Genomic DNA, 17,338 nt, shown 5'->3' with positions numbered 1-17,338 from the left:
TTTCAGAGTAGCAGTTAGAGTTAGCTTTAAGTCAAGAACAATATTCGCATCAACGTCCAGTTACAGCTTCGAGCCGCAAGCAAGGCCCGGAGAACATCATATCGCACAAATCGCTTCACTTATAGAAAAAAGAAACCCATCTTGTGCGATGCGTTTCTAATTCTAAAAAGACCTATTCCATTTAATTTTAAAATCTTTGTTTTATGATCCTTTTACAACCTGGATGTTATTAATGAACCCAGCTTCAGGAGTAAATATAGCAGTAAATTTATTACTCTTCACATCATACTCGAATAACCCACGTTTGTTATTAACGACAGCTATCGCATATATTTTATTGCCATCGTTCGAGTAATTGGCCTCTCCTCTTTGTAATCTTACAGTTCCCCACTTACTCACACTGGATGTTTTCTTGGCAGTATCATAGTCAACAACCGTAGAGGGCACTTGTCCCTTATTATATTCCTTGTCACAAAATGCAATAACATGACCACCCTTATTCATCAGCATACGAATCCAGTAATTCTTGCTAAAAAGTTTGGTTTTCTCCTTCAAATCGAAATCTGTTTCATATACGGTATAAGTTGGCATTTTAAAATTGTTCTGCCCCGCAGGTCCATCTTGATGGGCCAGACTATAATTCCTTTGCTTCACAGAATAAGCAGAAGCATAGATTTTTTTGTTTTTGTGATCTAATGTGATTGTTTCTACTAGCATGTCATTATCGCCCCAGAGCGTCATCTCATGGGTGGTGAGATCAACTGCTCCTAATCGTATACCTTGCTCTCCTTTGCTGTTAGACTAAAAAGTAGACACCGAGAACCGAGAATGCGATAGAATAAACTCATCAAAATTCGAGGTGTCAATCATGAATAAAAAGTATGACAAAGACTTCAAACTGCAGACGGTTCAGATGATTCAGGAAGAGGGCAAGCCGGTGGCGCAGGTCGCCCGGGAATTGGGAATCAGCAACAACACCCTGTACCGTTGGATGGCCGAGTACAAGAAGGACGGTCAGCAAGCCTTTCCCGGCAGCGGTCAGTTGAAGTCGGAGGACAAGGCTACACGAGACTTGCAGAAACGAATCCGCGATCTGGAAGAGGAGAACGAGATTTTAAAAAAGGCGATGCACTACTTCGCCAAAGACCGGCGCTGATCTATACCTTTATTCATGATCACCGCTTCAAGTGCCGGGTCTCGAAGATGTGCGATGCGTTTCAAGTTTCACGAAGCGGCTACTATAAATGGACACGACGTAAACCGAGTAAACGGGAACACCGCCGGAAGCATTTAGAACGGCGCATTCGCCGAATCTTCCTAGATTCACGCCGTTTATACGGGAGCCCCAAAATTACGGAAGTGCTCCGAAAAGAGGGGGTTCCAGTGTCCGAAAAAACCGTGATGCGAATCATGCAGGCACTCGGACTCAAGTCGCGTACGGTCCGAAAACACAAGGCAACGACGAATTCCAACCATAATCTGCCTGTATTTGACAACGTACTAGACCGAAAATTCAAGCCAGCAGCACCGAACCAGACCTGGGTTTCGGATATTACCTATATCGCCACCGATGAGGGCTGGCTCTATTTGGCAAACGTCATGGACCTGTACAGCCGCAAAATTGTCGGCTTCTATATGGACAGCCGGATGACCAAGGAACTTGTCATTCAGGCGCTTGACCGCGCGGTTCAGCAGCGGCGTCCACCTAAAGGCCAGGTACTTCACCACTCGGACCGCGGCAGCCAATATGCTTCGCATGACTACCAAGCCCGCCTCGACACGTACGGGATGAAGGGAAGCATGAGCCGCAAAGGGAACTGTTACGATAACGCCTGCATCGAGTCCTTTCATAGTGTTTTAAAGAAAGAACTCATTTATCTGAATAAATTTAAGACGCGAGAACAGGCCCGAAAAGCGATTTTCGAGTACATCACATGCTTCTACAATGGAAAACGAATCCATTCAGCTGTGGGCTTCTGCTCGCCCAATGAGTACGAGCGTGTTCTCCTCAAGGCAGCGTAATTTTCTCGATTCTAAGTGTCTACTTTATTGACAGAGGTACACCTTTTACATTAGCCACAAAAAATAGTTGATCTCCTGAAGGAATAATATAGTTGACTGCATATAAGTTATTAGTTAGTTGATTGCTTTTATTACTCGATAAATCCCTAACAAAAATCTGGTCTCCATAATCCTTGTCTGTATTTACCCTTTGAGTATAGTACAACAATTGATTGGGCTTATCATAGAAGCCCAACGGATATTGAGCTGTATAATCGAATTCAAAGACCTTTTTCATTTCTTTTGTAGCTGTATCATAGCTCAATATTTGTGTCTTTATGGCTCCGTTTTCATCTGTAGTTGAATATTCTGAATAAGTCATCGTGATATAATCAGCTGTAGGTGCTGTTGATTTCACCTCTCCACTAGGAATTGCTGTGCTTGTTGGTTCCAAACCAGCATCCTTAGATGAGCATGATATCAGTAATATTGCCAACATTAACAAACATATTAAAGACTTTAATTCTTTTTTCACATCACTCTCTCCTCGTATCCGGTTCTATAATTAATTATGCCTATGGCTATAAGCCATAGGCATAATCTCTATAATTTAAAACTGATAGTAGTATCTACCCAATGATGTAATTATATAGTAAAAACAGAAACACTATCAATATTTTAAGTGGGAGCAATTCACCGTAACCCATGAGCTTTTCCCATCCATTCCCTAAAAAAAGCCTGGACGAAGGAGCAACGACAGCAGCAAGCGGATTTACTCCATCTGGAACAGCGGGGGGATGAGTTAGCCAAGAGAATCTTAGCAACTGGACAAAATTAACAATACATAACCATGGAGGACGGACTTTCCGTTCTCCTTTTTTTCTAACTAGATTTTTAACCGCCGTACAGTACAAAACAGCCGCTCCACCTTTTTCGTTATATTACGAGTTATTTTCATTGAAACTGAAAGCAACTTGAACTCAGTCAGTTGTTTAGGCAATTTAAATAAATCGGGCTGGTTTAATAGCAAAAAAGATGTACATAATAAGTGTAATTGAATATACTCTAAATAAGCAAAAAGTATTGATATAATCAGGTTTTTAAGTGTAAAAAGGTGGTGTAAAGGATGACATACTTATTTGCCTATGAGCACTTTGATACTACTGAAGGACGTCTAGTCTATAAACCTAATCTCAATCCCTTTGACTATGAAATATACCAGCTTATCCTAGAAGCAGAGCGAAATATAGGGGCATTAGCTAGACTTGGATTAAAAGGCCATCCATTAAAACCTACAATCCTGCGTAACTCTTTAGTTAGAACAGCCCATTTCACAACTAAAATTGAACAGAATAAACTGGAATACAAAGAGGTAGAGCAACTCTATCAAAATTACAAGAGAAATCCACTTACTATAAAACAAAAAGCACAATTGGAAGTAAAGAACGTCTTTGAAACCTATGAGTTTATATACAGTTTAGATCCAAACAAAGATTTTTCGGACATGGATGAACCTGTATTAAAAAAAATCCAACACACTTTAATGAACGACTTAACCGGTTATCCAGAAGGTTATAGAAATATACCGGTTGCACTGCAAGATGGTGATGGGCATGTTAGTTATCAACCTCCTGCATTTAATGAAGTCCCACGACTCATGCAAGCCTACTTTTCCTGGCTATACACTAGTGTTACCGGATTTATGAACCCCTATGAAACGGAAAAAGTAAATCCTGAAAAGAAAGTGCATCCTCTGATCATCTCTGGGGTCACCCATCATTTAATAGGCTATATCCACCCGTTTCCTGACGGTAATGGAAGAACAGCTCGGGCATTCTCAACTTTGGTTGGCTTAATTCATACCGACCTTGCTACAATCAAGGATGCATTTAGTGTTGAAGAATTCTTTGATAAAAGAATCGAGGATTATTACGACACGCTTATGACTGCAACCCAAGGTGACTTACAACCTTTCATTGTATTTTATCTTGAATGTGTTAATGCGTCTCTTACCAAAGTTCTCAAAGAACTCCAACGTTACGATAGAATAAAACATATTCGTGAATTATTGGGAAAAGGACATGCTAAAACTATGTTCGAGTTGATTAGCAGGATGGAAGACGGAGAAATATTTCATAGACAACTGTTTGATGATATCCTTGAGGCCTCACCCTCAAGTATTGCAAAAAACATTTCAAAACTTAAAGATTTGGGGGTTATAAAGTCAGGGCATAGCCGAGGAGAATATATCGTTTGCATCGTGGATTAAGCCAATGTGTGGCTACATCAACTTTTTTTTCGTACCACATGGACTTACCTAGTAACTACATCAATCAGAGTAAACTTCGAACCTCCTCTATAAATTTTCGAGGAGGTTCTTTAAATTAAATTTTCCGCAATATGCTTTGTCCTACACGTTATAAGGTTCACCGCGCTGGCAGTAACACCAAGTTTCTCACCGTACACTTAACAACTCGGGTAAAGAAATACGGTCTATAATTTCGTAGCCGCGGCCCTGCCCTTTCGGTTTCACAACAACGGTCCCTAGGTTAGGTATCTCGCCTAAACCCGTCCCTTTAGGGAAACCGTGAGCAACGATAACTTGGTTCGTCCCGGAAGGCGGCGCTTTCTCTAATACCGAAGTCAGGGCAGCTAATGCAGCTTCCTGCTCCGAAGGGGTTACGTTACCGCTCAAACGATAGATTCTAATCCAGAACGGATCGGTTTGAACATTTCCTTCCCCAAAAGCCAGCTCCGCCGTTTCCCTTGTACGGCAAAAAGGACTTGCCAGAACCGGAGTTTGAACGGGAATTTGCAGCCTGCGCAATGCCTCCCCCAAAGCGGCAGCTTGTCTTCTGCCTTCCTCTGAAAGATTTCTTTGGGTTGAACAATCACTGAAGTCAAGATTGGGCCTGTCTTCTCCCGCGGTTGCTTCTCCATGCCTGACATATAAAATATATCCACCTTGGCGAAGCGAATCCAGCAATGACGGGTTCACTGGCCCGGGTGTCGCCGCACCTGCCGCCCCCGCCATTTGCGCCGGAATCATAAGGAGTAAACAGAGCATGCCTATACAAACTAACCTTTTACAAACTAACCTTTTCATCTTCAACTCCCCTCTCGCTGATACGCGCACTCTAAGGTGTAGTATGCACAAGGAAAAAAAATAAAACGGGTGATGAACGATGTACGTTCATTCACCCGCTCTTTCGACTACATAAACCCCAGCAGCATTCCTCCCGCAGCGCCGGCAAGTACAACCGTCCAGGGCGGCAGCTTCCAAAAGACCAGCATAATGAACAAAATAACTGCCAGAGCGAAATCCATTGGTTCTAAGATAGCTGTAGTCCACAACGGATCGTACAGAGCGGCCAGCAAAATGCCGACCACAGCCGCATTGACCCCTACCAATACTCCTTGGATTTTCGGACTGTTTCTTATCCCATTCCAAAATGGGAGCGCGCCGACAACAAGCAGAAATGCGGGTAAGAAAATGCCGAGCGTCGCAACCACCGCGCCTGTTATCCCCCCGGCCATGGCTCCAAGGTAGCCTGCAAAGGTAAATAGCGGTCCCGGCACCGCCTGAGCCACCCCATAACCCGCCAGGAAATCCGATTGGCTAACCCACCCAGTCGGAACAACTTCCCGTTCCAGAAGAGGGAGCACGACATGCCCTCCGCCGAACACCAAAGAACCGGAACGATAAAAGCTGTCAAACATTGCGAGCCAGCCAAACTCCTCAGATGATCTGAGAAGCGGGAGCGCCACAAGCAGACCAAAAAATAAAGCCAAGCAGCAGACTGCAAAGGTTCGGCTAATTCCAATTTGAAGATCTGCCACTCCCGCCGCGGCATTCTTGCGATACAGACACAAGCCGACAGCCCCCGCAGCAATAATAATAAGCACTTGACTGTAAGCTGTATGCCAAGACAACGCAACCGCAGAAGCAGCAACGGCGATGGTCACTCTATTCCGGTCGGGCGTGAGCTTCTGCCCCATTCCGAGAATGGCTTGGGCTACAATCGCAACAGCTACGATCTTCAATCCATGAATCCACCCTGCGCCCGCAATATCATAACCTTGAAGCAAGAAGGCAAACGCAACTAGCGCAATGACAGACGGCAGTGTGAAACCCAGCCATGCAACGAAACCTCCAAGCAACCCTGCTCTTAATATTCCGATGCCAATTCCAACCTGGCTGCTGGCGGGACCGGGGAGAAACTGGCACAGGGCTACAAGATCGGCGTAGCTTCGCTCATCCATCCATTTTCGGCGGCGTATGTACTCATTATGAAAGTAACCAAGATGTGCGATAGGTCCCCCAAATGAGGTGAGTCCGAGTTTTGTAGAAACACTCAGCACTTCCAGAAGAGTCGAAACCCTCCCTTTTCGAGCATATTTCGGCGCTTCTTGCTGTTTGGTATCCATAAAACGGATTGCTCCTTTTCCTATCAAAAAATTGATTCTATTCTATGCTATGCTATATGCCCATCCTAATCCAGAGCTTTTACAGAAATTTTACAAACCGTTTCCAGTCAAATTTTCTTAAGCCTTTATTTCCGGATAAAGTTGACAGTTCGTTGCACCCATGTTAATTTGTATATGCAAATGAAAAAGAGGACTGAATCTAATGAACGAAGAAGAACAAGTATTAATTCATTGTCTATATTTTACAGCCAGCCGGTTTGCCCGCAACATCACAAAATTAGCTGAACGAACGTTTGATTTCGGGAACCTGGCTCCTTCTTATTTTTACATGATCATGATCGTTAAGTTCCATCCGGGAATCACGCAAAAAGAGCTATGCCACAAGCTGTCAATTGCTCCCTCCACAAGTACGAGGTTCATTGATAAGCTCGAAGGCTTAAAGTTGGTGACAAGGAAAACAAGCGGCAAACAAACCTGCATCTCTTTAACGGAAGATGGAGAGAAAGTATACGTTCAGTTTCGGAGTTCTTTAAAAGAATTATTTGCAGGCTATTCTGAAATTTTAGGACACGAATTTAGCCTCGATTTAAGTAAAATGCTGCATGAAGCGAGCAATAAACTGGAGAAAGAATTATAATTTTTTTACCCCTTCATTTGCATATACAAATTAAAAGTCCAAAGGAGCAATGAGCATGAAGACATTGGTTATTGTAGCGCATCCGAATTTAACAAATTCCGTAGTGAACAAAATGTGGGTGGATCGATTGCACCAGGAGGAAGAGATAACTGTACATGATTTATACGCGGAATACCCGGACAAACAAATTAACGTGGAACGTGAACAGCAGTTATTGCTGGAGCATGACCGGATTGTTTTTCAATTCCCGCTTTACTGGTACAGCAGTCCCTCCTTGTTAAAAGAATGGCAGGATGTGGTTCTGACCTACGGATGGGCCTATGGATCTGAAGGAACCAAATTACATGGAAAAGAGTTTATTCTGGCCATTTCCTCAGGCGGACCGGAAGCTGCTTATCAAGCGGGCGGGTACAATCATTACAGCATGAGTGAGTTAACTAAACCATTCCAGGCGACAGCCAACCTGACGGGGATGCGTTTTCTGCCAACCTTCGCCACTCAGGGCGTCCGGATGTTGAGCAATGAACAGCTTCGGGAAAGCGCGGAAAGCTTGGTCCGTTATCTCAAATCATCATTCTAGAATTGAAGGCCCGATCAAAAATACAAACGGAATGCATTGCAAAGACCCCGTCACTACTTAAAGTAGAGGACGAGGTCTTTTTGGAACATGCCGCTAATCAGCCGTTTTATATAATATGGCTATGGAGCAGTTGTGATTGCCGGCAGTGGCGGAGCTACTCTTTTCTTCGTAGATTGTTCATATGCGCTAGCAATGCGAATGATTCCAGATTCGTCAAAAGCCCGGCCGAGAAATTCGATATTCGCTGGCATGGATGTCCCCGTCTTGGAAGCGGCATAGCCCATCGGAACGCTGATCGCCGGGAATCCTGTATTCTCACTCCATCTGCTGAACAGGCCGGCCTGTTCTTTACCGATCAGGTCAGCCAACTGAGCCGACGAAGGATAGGCGATCGCTGCAAATCCGTTTTTAGCCATGGTATCAAGCGTCCAGTCCTGGAGCTTCGTCCGTATGGCGAGTGAACGCTGATAGCCTACATTATCGGAGAGGGCCGCAGGATCAACCTTAATCTCACGGTCGTAAGATTCTTTGGCGTACTTGCTATATTGACCCGAATCGTATAATTCTTTGAATGACTTCACAGGAACGCTGCTGCCTTGTTCCGAGAGGAACTGGTTCACATCCCGGGCCGATTCGAAAGTGATCACGGATGACGAGCCGAGCAGATCTTTGCCGGGTCCGGTGATTTCAACGACATGGCCGCCTAAGGCTCGGATATCATTGGCGGCTTGACGCAGCAGAGCAACAACTGGCCCATTGGGTTGGTCACCCCATATTGCCAAGCCACCGGTTACAAGGCCGATCTTGACTCCGTCCAGACGACCGCCCTTGGCGAAAGAGGCGTAACCTTCTTCAGGAGTCTCTCCAACGCTGCGGGCAGTCATAGGGTCTGCCGGGTCATAGCCGGCGATGAGGTCCAGCCCGATTGCGGCATCTTTAACACTCGCGGCGAGCGGTCCGGCTGCATCCTGCGTAATCGCCCGCGGGAATATGCCATATTGGCTTACCAAACCCATAGTGGGCCGAATGGTGACAACCCCGGTCAAAGCTGCAGGTATGCGGAGCGACCCTCCCGTATCCGTGCCGATCGCAAGTGGAGCGTATTGCGCGGCAATCGCCACTGCGCTGCCTCCAGATGAGCCTCCGACGGTACGCTCAAGATCATAAGGGTTCTTCATGGGGCCCTGAAGGCTGGATATGCCGTAGACTGCAGCGGCAAAATCATCCAAATTGCTCTTTGCAAGGATGATCGCTCCTTGCTCCTCCAATCGGTCAATGACGGTAGCGTTGCTATCCGGTACCCAGTCCTTAAAAAGGACGGACCCGTTAGTCGTAGGCATTTCCTTCGTATTGATGACATCTTTGACCACTACCGGAACGCATTGGGCCGCACGCATCGGCAGACCCGAACTCTGTTCCATGTCAAGTGCGGCCGCCTGAGCCATTGCCTGCGGATTCATATTAATAATGGCATTAAGCTTAGGCCCTTGTTGATCATAGGCTTCAATCCGGGTCGTATAAGCGCTTATTAGTTGTTGACAGGTGAATGCGCCTGTTTTGATGCCTTTTTGGATTTGAGAAATCGATAATCCCTGAACCGAATTCGCCGTGACGGAAGAGAGCTGAAGATACTGGGTTAAGCGTTGGTTCAGCACCTCTGCATCTGCTTTGGTCAGCTTGCTGCCAAAGCCAAACTTCCCATTCCCCGGACCATTCATAATCCCAGCTTTGGTTAATGCTCCGACAGCACCTGCATACGGACTGTCAGCCGGTACATCCGAGTAATTTGCAGGTGAATTGCTTAGGTGAACAAGAGTTTGAATGATCATGGCCGCATCTTCTCTTGTAATAGGTGCATTTCCGCCATTAATTCCCGTTGCAGATCCATTTGGCGCGGTTTGCTTAAGCAATTCTAGCAGTTCCGTTCTTGTCAGAACTTCCATAGAGTTGGATTGTGCAACAGACAAGCTCGGCAACTGAAACAGCAAGCATCCAACAAGCAAAATTTGTACCATTCGACGATAAAAATAATTCATTTGAACCCTCCAATCACCTATTTTTTCACAATACATCTCATACTTTAATAGTTAAAATTTTTAATGTCAATTTATATGACATTTAAAAGATTTTATGTAAATATATATTACATGTTTAGTTTTTTGGAGGTTTACAGGAAGTTACTTTCAAGTATGGCCGCAGCAAATAACCCGCAATTTTTAACGGGTCGATGTGTTTGGTTTGGGACAGTTTTTTTCCCCAATAACCGCCCAGCAAATGAATGATCCGATCCAGGTCATTATTCTTAAGCTGTTCCATGGCTCTGCGCAGGACAAGAGAATTCTCATAGCTTTGACGCAAAGGCTTGGTCAACTCCTCGTAACTGCCCTGTCCACACAAATCATAGGCGGCGTATACCCCTGTAAGTAATGACGTATATTGTCCAAATCCCATAAAGGGCATCATGCTTCCAAAACAATTTCCAACGTAAAAGGTATTGCCTAATCTTGCGCTTTGGCATATCCCTATCGGATATTGAGTGATCTGAAATTGATCTGTAATCGGTAAGTCTTGTCCGAGCAAGGATTGTACCTTTTTATAAAATGGTTCCCATAACTGATCGGTACTTGTATTTTTGTTCTTGGGTATATCAGGAATCGCCACGACGATATTCGCTTCTTTTTCCGAAAATGGGATCAGATATCCGTATCCAAATGGAGCCAGATCATAATCCATCCATGTCATGACCGTATAGAGATCGAAGTTTCCCTCCACTGTCGCTCCTTTAATCGATACTGTCAGATCCTCCCGAAAATTTCTTGTTTGTTTGGCATAGCTTGCGTCTCCGGTGGCCACAACGACATGCGTATAGTCTTGAAGTAAATCCTCATAGGTCCTCATCGAATGAAAATGAATGGGCGATTTTAACTGTCTTGCCAACTGTGCTTCAAACGAACGGTCATTTCTCCCTCTTACGTTTGAATAGCCAAGCTGTCCCTCCAGTACCGCTGCTTTGTCTTTGGAGTAGACATTCATTGTCCGTATGTTCGAAGTAGGTTGAAGAAATATACCGAACTGGTCCGAAAGTGAAGCAATGCTGTCATGAACGGGCCGCGTCATTATGGAAAGGAGAATCTCTCCGTTAACAAATCGGTCCCCGACCCTACTGCGTTTTTCAAATAGGCTTGGCTGAATCCCGTGTTTCTCCAGAGTCAACGCACATGCTAATCCGGAAAGTCCCGCACCCATAATTGCAATTTTCATGGCTGTCCCCTCAGATCGAATATTTATAGAAACTCAACGCTTACTATCTGCAAAATGAGCCATTCGTATTCTCAGGTAAGTCACCAAGTAATCGCTGGTTAGCTACAAATTCATTTTGGGTAAAGGGTATGTACACCGACACCAAGAAGCGCTTGAGCATGTTAGAAACGTAGAGGGGATTCTCCGGGATAAAGGATACGAGGTTATGATCAATGAAACTGCAAAAGAACGGGATGCCACCCTTTTTTGTATCACTGCGTACGAGGAAGGTTATGACCTGGTCGTTTCCATCGGCGGGGATGGCACGCTTCACGAAACGATTAACGGGCTCAGCGGTCAGGGCCACCTCCCGAAGCTTGGCATCGTTCCTCTTGGGACGGTCAATGATTTTGCCCGGGCCTTGCAAATTCCGCAGGGCCCGGAACAGGCGATCCGGACACTCACTTCTTCCAGAGTAAAAACCGTAGATATCGGCCGATTGAACGACCGGTTGTTCGTTAATGTGGTTGCCGCTGGCTCACTCGCTGAATCGGTGTCTTCCGTATCATCAGAGGATAAATCAAGACTTGGCGCTTTTGCCTACATTAAGGAAGGCATTAAGGAACTTACGGGCCATTCAGCCCACCCCCTCTTCATTCGTCATAATGGAAAGGTATGGGAAGGTGACTCCCAAGTTGACGGCGAAGAAGGGCCTCCTCTGCCGATCGATCTCGGGATTATTCCCCGTCATATCCGGGTCATTGTGCCGGAAGAGGAATAGAGAATCACTCCCCGCAAATCATCAATTTGTTGCCATCCGGGTCTTTCACGACGAACCAATGGCCATGTTCGATTTCTGTAACAAGCTCCGCGCCGAGCTCTTTCATATAGTCAAATGAACCCTGCAGATTATCCGTCAACAACATAAAGGCAGGGGTCTCGATGGACGGAGCTCCGCCCGGTTCGTCTCCTCCCCACTTCGGCATCGTATCAAGAATGATCCCGGTACCTTCCATCGGCAGCGGGCATAAGTGGCCTGAAAGGATTTCACAGTCTGCTTCATTCAACCCCAAAACCCGGCAGTACCAGCTGCGGGACCTCCCGATATCCCGAACCGGAACAAAAATACTTCCGACCTTATTCTTGATCGGGCTGTTAGCCTTTGAAACTTCTATGGACTGCTGATGTTCGCTCATAGGTTTCCCTCCATTAATCAAATTAAAACGCTTTCGCAAACGCAATCGGATTATTTAATCAGACCTGAGCCAAAACCAATAACATATCCATCAGGGTCTTTAATCGAAAACTCTTTCCATAACCCCCAATCATGTTCGCTGATCTGCGGTTCGTTGACAATAAATGCTCCATTCGCCCTGAATTCTTCATACAAGGCATCTAAAATATCATGTGTCTTGGCATATGCATAAGTATTCCAAGTGTCTTTATTCGGCCGAACATCGCTAGCGAAATCATCTCTAACTGCCCACCATTCCGTAACTTCACAACCTAATGCATTTTGATAATATGACTTTGATTGTTCCAGGTCAGACACTAATAGAACAGTCAGGCTGTTTTCGATTTTCCCTTTGGCTTGTTGGTTCAGCTTTACACACCGCCATTTCACAAGGTATTTTTCACCATAATACCAAACTAATGTTCCCTTTTCGATTAAAATTTTAATTATTCTTCACTCTTTATCAATCGGTTTCGCGACGCCATCTTCGTAGAAATCAAAGACGAGCTGCTGCCGGGTTCCCCTTACCCCGTAGAATACGTCCGCTAACTGCTTTCCTCTGCGTTTCAACTCCGAATCCAGCCATTCCCTGGTCAATCCGTTATTCCTCAAATTTTCTTCGATGAGTATTCCGTCCATGATCAATTCCACCGGAAAAGCTTGCTTGTGCGAACGAAGCTTCATATCCTTTTTGGTTACATATTGGTGCTCGTCCTTCTTTAATACCGACACCGTCCCGTTATCTTCGAGAACGGCATACTCCACTTCCTCAATGTTAAAAATCCCTTTTCCCCTCAAGGCTTGATCCAAAGAATCCATAGAATATCTTAATTTTCTCATATTATCTTCCAAAATTTTCCCGCCCTCAATCAGTATGGTGGGAGAACCGGATATCAGCCTTCTCATTTTACGGCTCTTCAGGGCGATGATCGATAATACAATGGATGTAACGGTAATGACAAAGAGCGATAGCAGCAGATGGGTCCATTGCTGGGTTTCATTGAACGCCAAGTTGGCCGCAATGGTTCCAATGGTAATGCCGGTCACAAAATCACGCAGCGTCATGTTCGAAATTGTCTGTTTACCGAGGATTTGGGCTACCAATAAAAGCAGCAGAATCGCTGAAAAGGTCCGAATAATAATTCCTATATATGCTTCCATCTTTATACTCACTCCTTAAACTCCCATTATTCCCATATCGAATGGAAAGAAAACCTGTTGCAAATTTTAAAGGGCACCCTTGTCGGGTGCCCTTCTATTTGGGAAAGGAGTCTGGAAAAGCAAGAAGTGGCGTACCTATTCCTTAGCTCCCTAGATTCTGTAGTCGTCGGCTCTCCACTTCTGGATGGACTTCTTAATGGCGTCGGGTGACAACTGATCTGCTGCTGCTTTCTGGCAAAGTGAAGGGAATTCGTCATCGGAGGCAAAACGCAAAGCTACGATTTGTTTTACGCTAAGCCTCGGATCCAGCAGCTTTTGAGTCAGGACATAGTGCCGAAGATTTTCTTCGGCTCGTATCGCTCGATCCTGTGCCTTTAAAGGATAAGAGCGAACGACTAGAAAAATAACGATGAACATTATAGAAATAATTAGAAAAAGGACGGCAGGAAACACTTGATTTCCCGCCTTTAATGATCTAACCAGCTCTACTACAGCAGAAATGAACAAGCCTGCGGTCAAAAGGGTAAGCAAAACGTGAAAAAGTGGATGTATTCTTCGGTGATTCTGATAGTTTTGAGATTGCTGGCTCATTTCTCTCCCCCATTTATACCTTTTTTACAAATTCAGATTTCAGACTCATAGCTCCAAACCCGTCAATTTTGCAATCAATATCATGATCCCCGTCAACTAAACGTATATTTTTCACTTTTGTGCCTACTTTTAAGACGGATGAACTTCCTTTTACTTTAAGGTCTTTGATTACGGTCACCGTGTCGCCATCGTTTAAGATATTCCCGTTCGCATCTTTGATAATTCTTTGATCTTGAGCAGGCTCGGGTTCGGACTCTAAAGTCCACTCATGAGCACATTCCGGACAAACATAAAGACTTCTATCTTCATACGTATATTCGGAATTACATTTTGGGCAATTTGGCAAATTAGACAACACTACATTCCTCCATTCGTTACAACCATACTAACATATTAAGTAGGGATGGTTATAACAAATGTCGTGCCTTTGCCTTTTTCACTGTCGACTTCAATCATCCCTTTAACTTTATTGATTGTACTGTAGGCCATGAGCATACCAAGACCCGTTCCTTCTTCTTTTGTAGAATAATAGGGCTTGCCCAGACGTGATATTTCTTCCTTTGTCATTCCAATTCCTGTGTCCTGGATACTGATAATAATATTTTGCTTTCTTTCCGATATATCAATGACCAGAGTACCGCCGCCCTTGTCTTTCATTGCTTCAATACCGTTTTTATAGAGATTAATTAAACATTGCTGGATTTGGTTCCTATCATAGCTTTTATTTAGCGAGTTATTGAAACTAAATTGGACCTCTACTTGATGGATGGTGGCATAAGGTAAAATGAGATTTTTTGTATACTCTGACTCGGCCTTCATGTTGGAATAAACCATATTTTCTGATTGTGGCTTGGCAAATGAAAGATAATCACTCACTATTTTTTCAGCTCGATTTAGTTCTTGTAAAGATAATTCTATATATCCTTTTTCCGTCGGTGTTATGGTATTTGATTTATTTAAAAGTTGTAAAAACCCACTGGTAACCGTAAGAGGATTCCTAATTTCATGTGAAACACTGGCCGCGAGCTCACTAACGACATTTAATCTTTCCGATTGTAAGATCCGGTCACGGTTTTTAATATTGGTAATGATCTTCTCTATTAAGAGCATAATGATCCCCATCACACCAACATGAGTCGTTAATGCATCCAAGGTGAGAATCCAGAATTGTCTATCCAATGTCCCCATTATCATACTTAAAATGATCAGGTAAAATCCCATGGTAAGAAAAGAAATAACGGTTGCACATAGTATTCGACCTTTAGAATCCAGTTTCAAAAACTTTTTACTGAATAAGGGTACCAAAATTAATACAGCCGTTGAATAGAGAAACGAATGAACAGTTCCGGCGCCGCCTACATAGAACCGGCAGATATTTAATATTAAATATAACGGGAGAACATTCTTGTACCCTCCAAAAAGGGCCACTATAATAAACGGGATGTATCTTAAATCAAAAATAAATCCCATTTCCAGCTTAATCGGTTTGGCAATACAAAGAATCATCGTTACTGCCGATAGTATAATGAGCATTTTTCTATTATAGGATTGCGGTCTGTTTTCAAAAAAAATTAGAACGATTACAACCGGAAAGAGTAGAAACAAGAAATTCAACAGTAAGGTTTCAAACAAGACAAAACTTCCTTTCGGCCTCTCTTGCTAAACAAATGAATATCTATTTTAATATTATAAGCAAAGTCAAACCTGGTCACTATTGAATTTTAGACACTTTATGTAAAAACACTTTGCTCACTGATTTACATCGGTCACTTGTGGGCATAATTGAACCGCCGGCGGGTTCCTTATATGATAATCTCATCATATTTTCTTGGGAGGCTTCGTTAACGTGGCAGTATTCATCAATGAACAAATTAAAGCATCCGAGGTGGTGCTGACTGGACTCAGAGGCGAGAATTTAGGCATTATCTCCAGAGAGGAGGCGCTGGCTATGGCCCGGTCTGAAAAAGCGGACTTGGTCTGCACCTCGCTAATGAGCAGTCCCCCGCCCTGCAGCCTTGTTGCGAAGGGAACAGGAAAAACGGCCGCTAAGAAGAACGCGGCAGCGCATAAGGCGGACGCAGGACGGGGAACAGGAGGCAGCGGCAAGGAGAAGGTCAAAGAGCTTCGCTTCACCGCTCATATTGAGGAGCATGATTACGACACGAAGCTCCGCCAGGCGGACAAGCATTTACGCTCCGGCAAACCGGTACAGTTGGTCGTAAAAGCATCCGGCGCCAAAGAAGGACTCGCCGCCAAGGCAGTGCTGGAACGGCTTTTGGCCGATCTAAAGGAGGTCGGAGTGAAGGACACCGGCATCCAGACGGGCGGCAAAGGCTCGCAGGTGAAATTAAATCCGCGCTGAATGGAAGATAGGGCGAAATGGCATTTACAAAAGTCTGTTATCGTTGCTCCCTGCCCGCTAATTGCTCTTGGGCGAGACGGATCATTTCCCGAACCATGGAGCCGCCAATTTTGCCGCCGACATGACCCACCGCTTCTGTAGTCAGGCCCCCATTTTCACCTGGCTGCAGAGGTACACCAAGCTCCTTAGCCACTTCGTATTTCACGTCATCCGGCCGATTCGGATCAACAGCATATCCTTCGCGCTTCATTACATTGGCTTTGAATGTCTGCATATCCTGCTCCACCCCTGGCACCGCATATTTCCTCTTTCTTCTCGCCATCCTGATACACTCCCTTGATGTCTTTCCCCTAACATGCCCTGAGGCACAAATCTTCATCCCGTTTCCGCCGAACAAAACTTCACGCTGCTTATGTATGATACGGTGGATACGGTTCACTGCGCTGGCTGAATCCGCAAGTTTACTTTTTTATCCAAAATGTATTGAGGAATGCGGTCTTAAATCCCACCTTCTCCATATTTCCGTGGCTGACCGAACCGAACATCACATCGGTATAAACCGTCTTAACGCCAAGTTTAACGGCATCAGCAAGCCGATGGTTAAGCAGAGCCAATTGGCATCCTCTGCCCCGATACGCTGGGAACGTAAAGTCATTTGCAATGTATCCCTCTTCCCCATTCAGAAAAAGCGATCCCATAGCCGCAGGGTTTCCATCTATCCTAAGCATATAATTTATAAAATCAGTTCTGTGAAAATATCCCTTAGACCGCGCAATCATTTCCTCATTGATCTCCATACTACCCCCTGATTGCCCAATCCATCGTATAAATTCTTCCGCATTATTCTCCGTTACCCGGTGAACTCTCCCCCACTTAGCTTACGCATGAAGTGGGGGCTTCTGTTGGCATCGATACAGGGTTGCACACGCTTGCGAGCTTCATGATTGAAGGCTCAACGCCTGTTGCACCCGAATGAGGGAAGCCAACGTCCAATACGTTCGTTTTGCCAGTGAAGGGTCTTTGGCCTCCAAGGACAACCACATCTTTTCAGATATGGCTTTGTGTATACTGCGCAACACGTACCGTGCGCCGATGTTATACGAA

General features: G+C 44.7%; 20 protein-coding genes and 1 pseudogene. 7 read left to right on the top strand and 14 right to left on the bottom strand.

Annotation, left to right across the window (positions count from 1 at the left end; all coding sequences use genetic code 11):
* Window positions 1-201 precede the first annotated feature (201 nt).
* Complete coding sequence (locus tag EH198_RS19765) at window positions 202-717, bottom strand: hypothetical protein (protein ID WP_124697249.1); 516 nt, start codon at window positions 715-717, stop codon at window positions 202-204.
* A 151-nt stretch (window positions 718-868) separates the two neighbouring features.
* Here EH198_RS19765 and EH198_RS25515 point away from each other — a divergent pair.
* Window positions 869-1,060, top strand: a pseudogene (locus tag EH198_RS25515) (transposase); the annotation flags it as partial.
* Window positions 988-2,022, top strand: coding sequence for an IS3 family transposase (locus EH198_RS19760; protein ID WP_379311087.1), 1,035 nt, complete (start codon window positions 988-990; stop codon window positions 2,020-2,022). The pseudogene EH198_RS25515 and the gene EH198_RS19760, both read left to right, overlap by 73 nt.
* 19 nt (window positions 2,023-2,041) lie before the next feature.
* On the opposite strand, the gene EH198_RS19755 is transcribed toward EH198_RS19760, so the two are convergent.
* Complete coding sequence (locus EH198_RS19755; protein ID WP_124697248.1) at window positions 2,042-2,536, bottom strand: hypothetical protein; 495 nt, start codon at window positions 2,534-2,536, stop codon at window positions 2,042-2,044.
* A 591-nt stretch (window positions 2,537-3,127) separates the two neighbouring features.
* Between EH198_RS19755 and EH198_RS19750 the strand changes: the two genes are divergently transcribed.
* Window positions 3,128-4,270, top strand: coding sequence for a Fic family protein (locus EH198_RS19750; RefSeq protein ID WP_124697247.1), 1,143 nt, complete (start codon window positions 3,128-3,130; stop codon window positions 4,268-4,270).
* 186 nt (window positions 4,271-4,456) lie between these two features.
* Here EH198_RS19750 and EH198_RS19745 read toward each other — a convergent pair whose 3' ends face one another.
* Window positions 4,457-5,050, bottom strand: coding sequence for a histidine phosphatase family protein (locus EH198_RS19745; RefSeq protein WP_246014465.1), 594 nt, complete (start codon window positions 5,048-5,050; stop codon window positions 4,457-4,459).
* Between the two features lie 164 nt (window positions 5,051-5,214).
* Complete coding sequence (locus EH198_RS19740; RefSeq protein WP_124697246.1) at window positions 5,215-6,429, bottom strand: chromate transporter; 1,215 nt, start codon at window positions 6,427-6,429, stop codon at window positions 5,215-5,217.
* Window positions 6,430-6,631: 202 nt separating this feature from the next.
* On the opposite strand from EH198_RS19740, the gene EH198_RS19735 reads away from it, so the two are divergent.
* Both EH198_RS19735 and EH198_RS19730 read left to right on the top strand, forming a co-directional pair.
* On the top strand, window positions 6,632-7,066 hold the full coding sequence (locus tag EH198_RS19735) for a MarR family winged helix-turn-helix transcriptional regulator (RefSeq protein WP_124697245.1): 435 nt from the start codon (window positions 6,632-6,634) through the stop codon (window positions 7,064-7,066).
* A 55-nt stretch (window positions 7,067-7,121) separates the two neighbouring features.
* On the top strand, window positions 7,122-7,646 hold the full coding sequence (locus EH198_RS19730) for an NAD(P)H-dependent oxidoreductase (RefSeq protein WP_124697244.1): 525 nt from the start codon (window positions 7,122-7,124) through the stop codon (window positions 7,644-7,646).
* A gap of 119 nt (window positions 7,647-7,765) precedes the next feature.
* Here EH198_RS19730 and EH198_RS19725 read toward each other — a convergent pair whose 3' ends face one another.
* Together EH198_RS19725 and EH198_RS19720 are read right to left on the bottom strand one after the other, a co-directional pair.
* Window positions 7,766-9,475: an amidase family protein gene (locus EH198_RS19725; protein ID WP_185702982.1), complete on the bottom strand. Its 1,710-nt coding sequence runs from the start codon at window positions 9,473-9,475 to the stop codon at window positions 7,766-7,768.
* Between the two features lie 322 nt (window positions 9,476-9,797).
* Entirely contained in the window at window positions 9,798-10,907 is a 1,110-nt protein-coding gene (locus tag EH198_RS19720; RefSeq protein ID WP_124697242.1) for an NAD(P)/FAD-dependent oxidoreductase, read from the bottom strand.
* Between the two features lie 115 nt (window positions 10,908-11,022).
* Between EH198_RS19720 and EH198_RS19715 the strand changes: the two genes are divergently transcribed.
* Window positions 11,023-11,667 (top strand): diacylglycerol/lipid kinase family protein, encoded by a 645-nt coding sequence (locus EH198_RS19715; protein ID WP_281278024.1) that lies wholly within the window; start codon window positions 11,023-11,025, stop codon window positions 11,665-11,667.
* 4 nt (window positions 11,668-11,671) lie between these two features.
* On the opposite strand, the gene EH198_RS19710 is transcribed toward EH198_RS19715, so the two are convergent.
* From EH198_RS19710 to EH198_RS19685, 6 genes are all read right to left on the bottom strand, one after another.
* Complete coding sequence (locus EH198_RS19710; protein WP_124697240.1) at window positions 11,672-12,082, bottom strand: VOC family protein; 411 nt, start codon at window positions 12,080-12,082, stop codon at window positions 11,672-11,674.
* A 50-nt stretch (window positions 12,083-12,132) separates the two neighbouring features.
* On the bottom strand, window positions 12,133-12,438 hold the full coding sequence (locus EH198_RS19705) for a VOC family protein (RefSeq protein ID WP_246014463.1): 306 nt from the start codon (window positions 12,436-12,438) through the stop codon (window positions 12,133-12,135).
* 135 nt (window positions 12,439-12,573) lie between these two features.
* On the bottom strand, window positions 12,574-13,281 hold the full coding sequence (locus tag EH198_RS19700) for a DUF421 domain-containing protein (protein WP_124697239.1): 708 nt from the start codon (window positions 13,279-13,281) through the stop codon (window positions 12,574-12,576).
* A 150-nt stretch (window positions 13,282-13,431) separates the two neighbouring features.
* Window positions 13,432-13,872 carry a DUF6526 family protein gene (locus EH198_RS19695; protein WP_124697238.1) on the bottom strand — a complete coding sequence of 147 codons (441 nt, stop codon included), beginning with the start codon at window positions 13,870-13,872 and terminating at the stop codon, window positions 13,432-13,434.
* Between the two features lie 13 nt (window positions 13,873-13,885).
* Window positions 13,886-14,227, bottom strand: coding sequence for a zinc ribbon domain-containing protein YjdM (locus EH198_RS19690; protein ID WP_124697237.1), 342 nt, complete (start codon window positions 14,225-14,227; stop codon window positions 13,886-13,888).
* Between the two features lie 38 nt (window positions 14,228-14,265).
* Window positions 14,266-15,504, bottom strand: coding sequence for an ATP-binding protein (locus EH198_RS19685; RefSeq protein WP_124697236.1), 1,239 nt, complete (start codon window positions 15,502-15,504; stop codon window positions 14,266-14,268).
* Between the two features lie 214 nt (window positions 15,505-15,718).
* On the opposite strand from EH198_RS19685, the gene infC reads away from it, so the two are divergent.
* Complete coding sequence (infC, locus tag EH198_RS19680) at window positions 15,719-16,234, top strand: translation initiation factor IF-3 (RefSeq protein WP_124697235.1); 516 nt, start codon at window positions 15,719-15,721, stop codon at window positions 16,232-16,234.
* 37 nt (window positions 16,235-16,271) lie between these two features.
* Here infC and EH198_RS19675 read toward each other — a convergent pair whose 3' ends face one another.
* Both EH198_RS19675 and EH198_RS19670 read right to left on the bottom strand, forming a co-directional pair.
* Window positions 16,272-16,556: an alpha/beta-type small acid-soluble spore protein gene (locus tag EH198_RS19675; RefSeq protein ID WP_124697234.1), complete on the bottom strand. Its 285-nt coding sequence runs from the start codon at window positions 16,554-16,556 to the stop codon at window positions 16,272-16,274.
* Window positions 16,557-16,695: 139 nt separating this feature from the next.
* Window positions 16,696-17,031, bottom strand: a complete 336-nt coding sequence (locus EH198_RS19670; protein WP_124697233.1) for a GNAT family N-acetyltransferase — start codon at window positions 17,029-17,031, stop codon at window positions 16,696-16,698.
* Window positions 17,032-17,338: the final 307 nt, after the last annotated feature.

Source organism: Paenibacillus rhizophilus (assembly GCF_003854965.1).
Classification (GTDB): domain Bacteria; phylum Bacillota; class Bacilli; order Paenibacillales; family Paenibacillaceae; genus Paenibacillus_AQ; species Paenibacillus_AQ rhizophilus.
The sequence above is the reverse complement of the archived record's forward strand: the minus strand, read 5'-3'. Positions and strand labels throughout refer to the sequence as shown.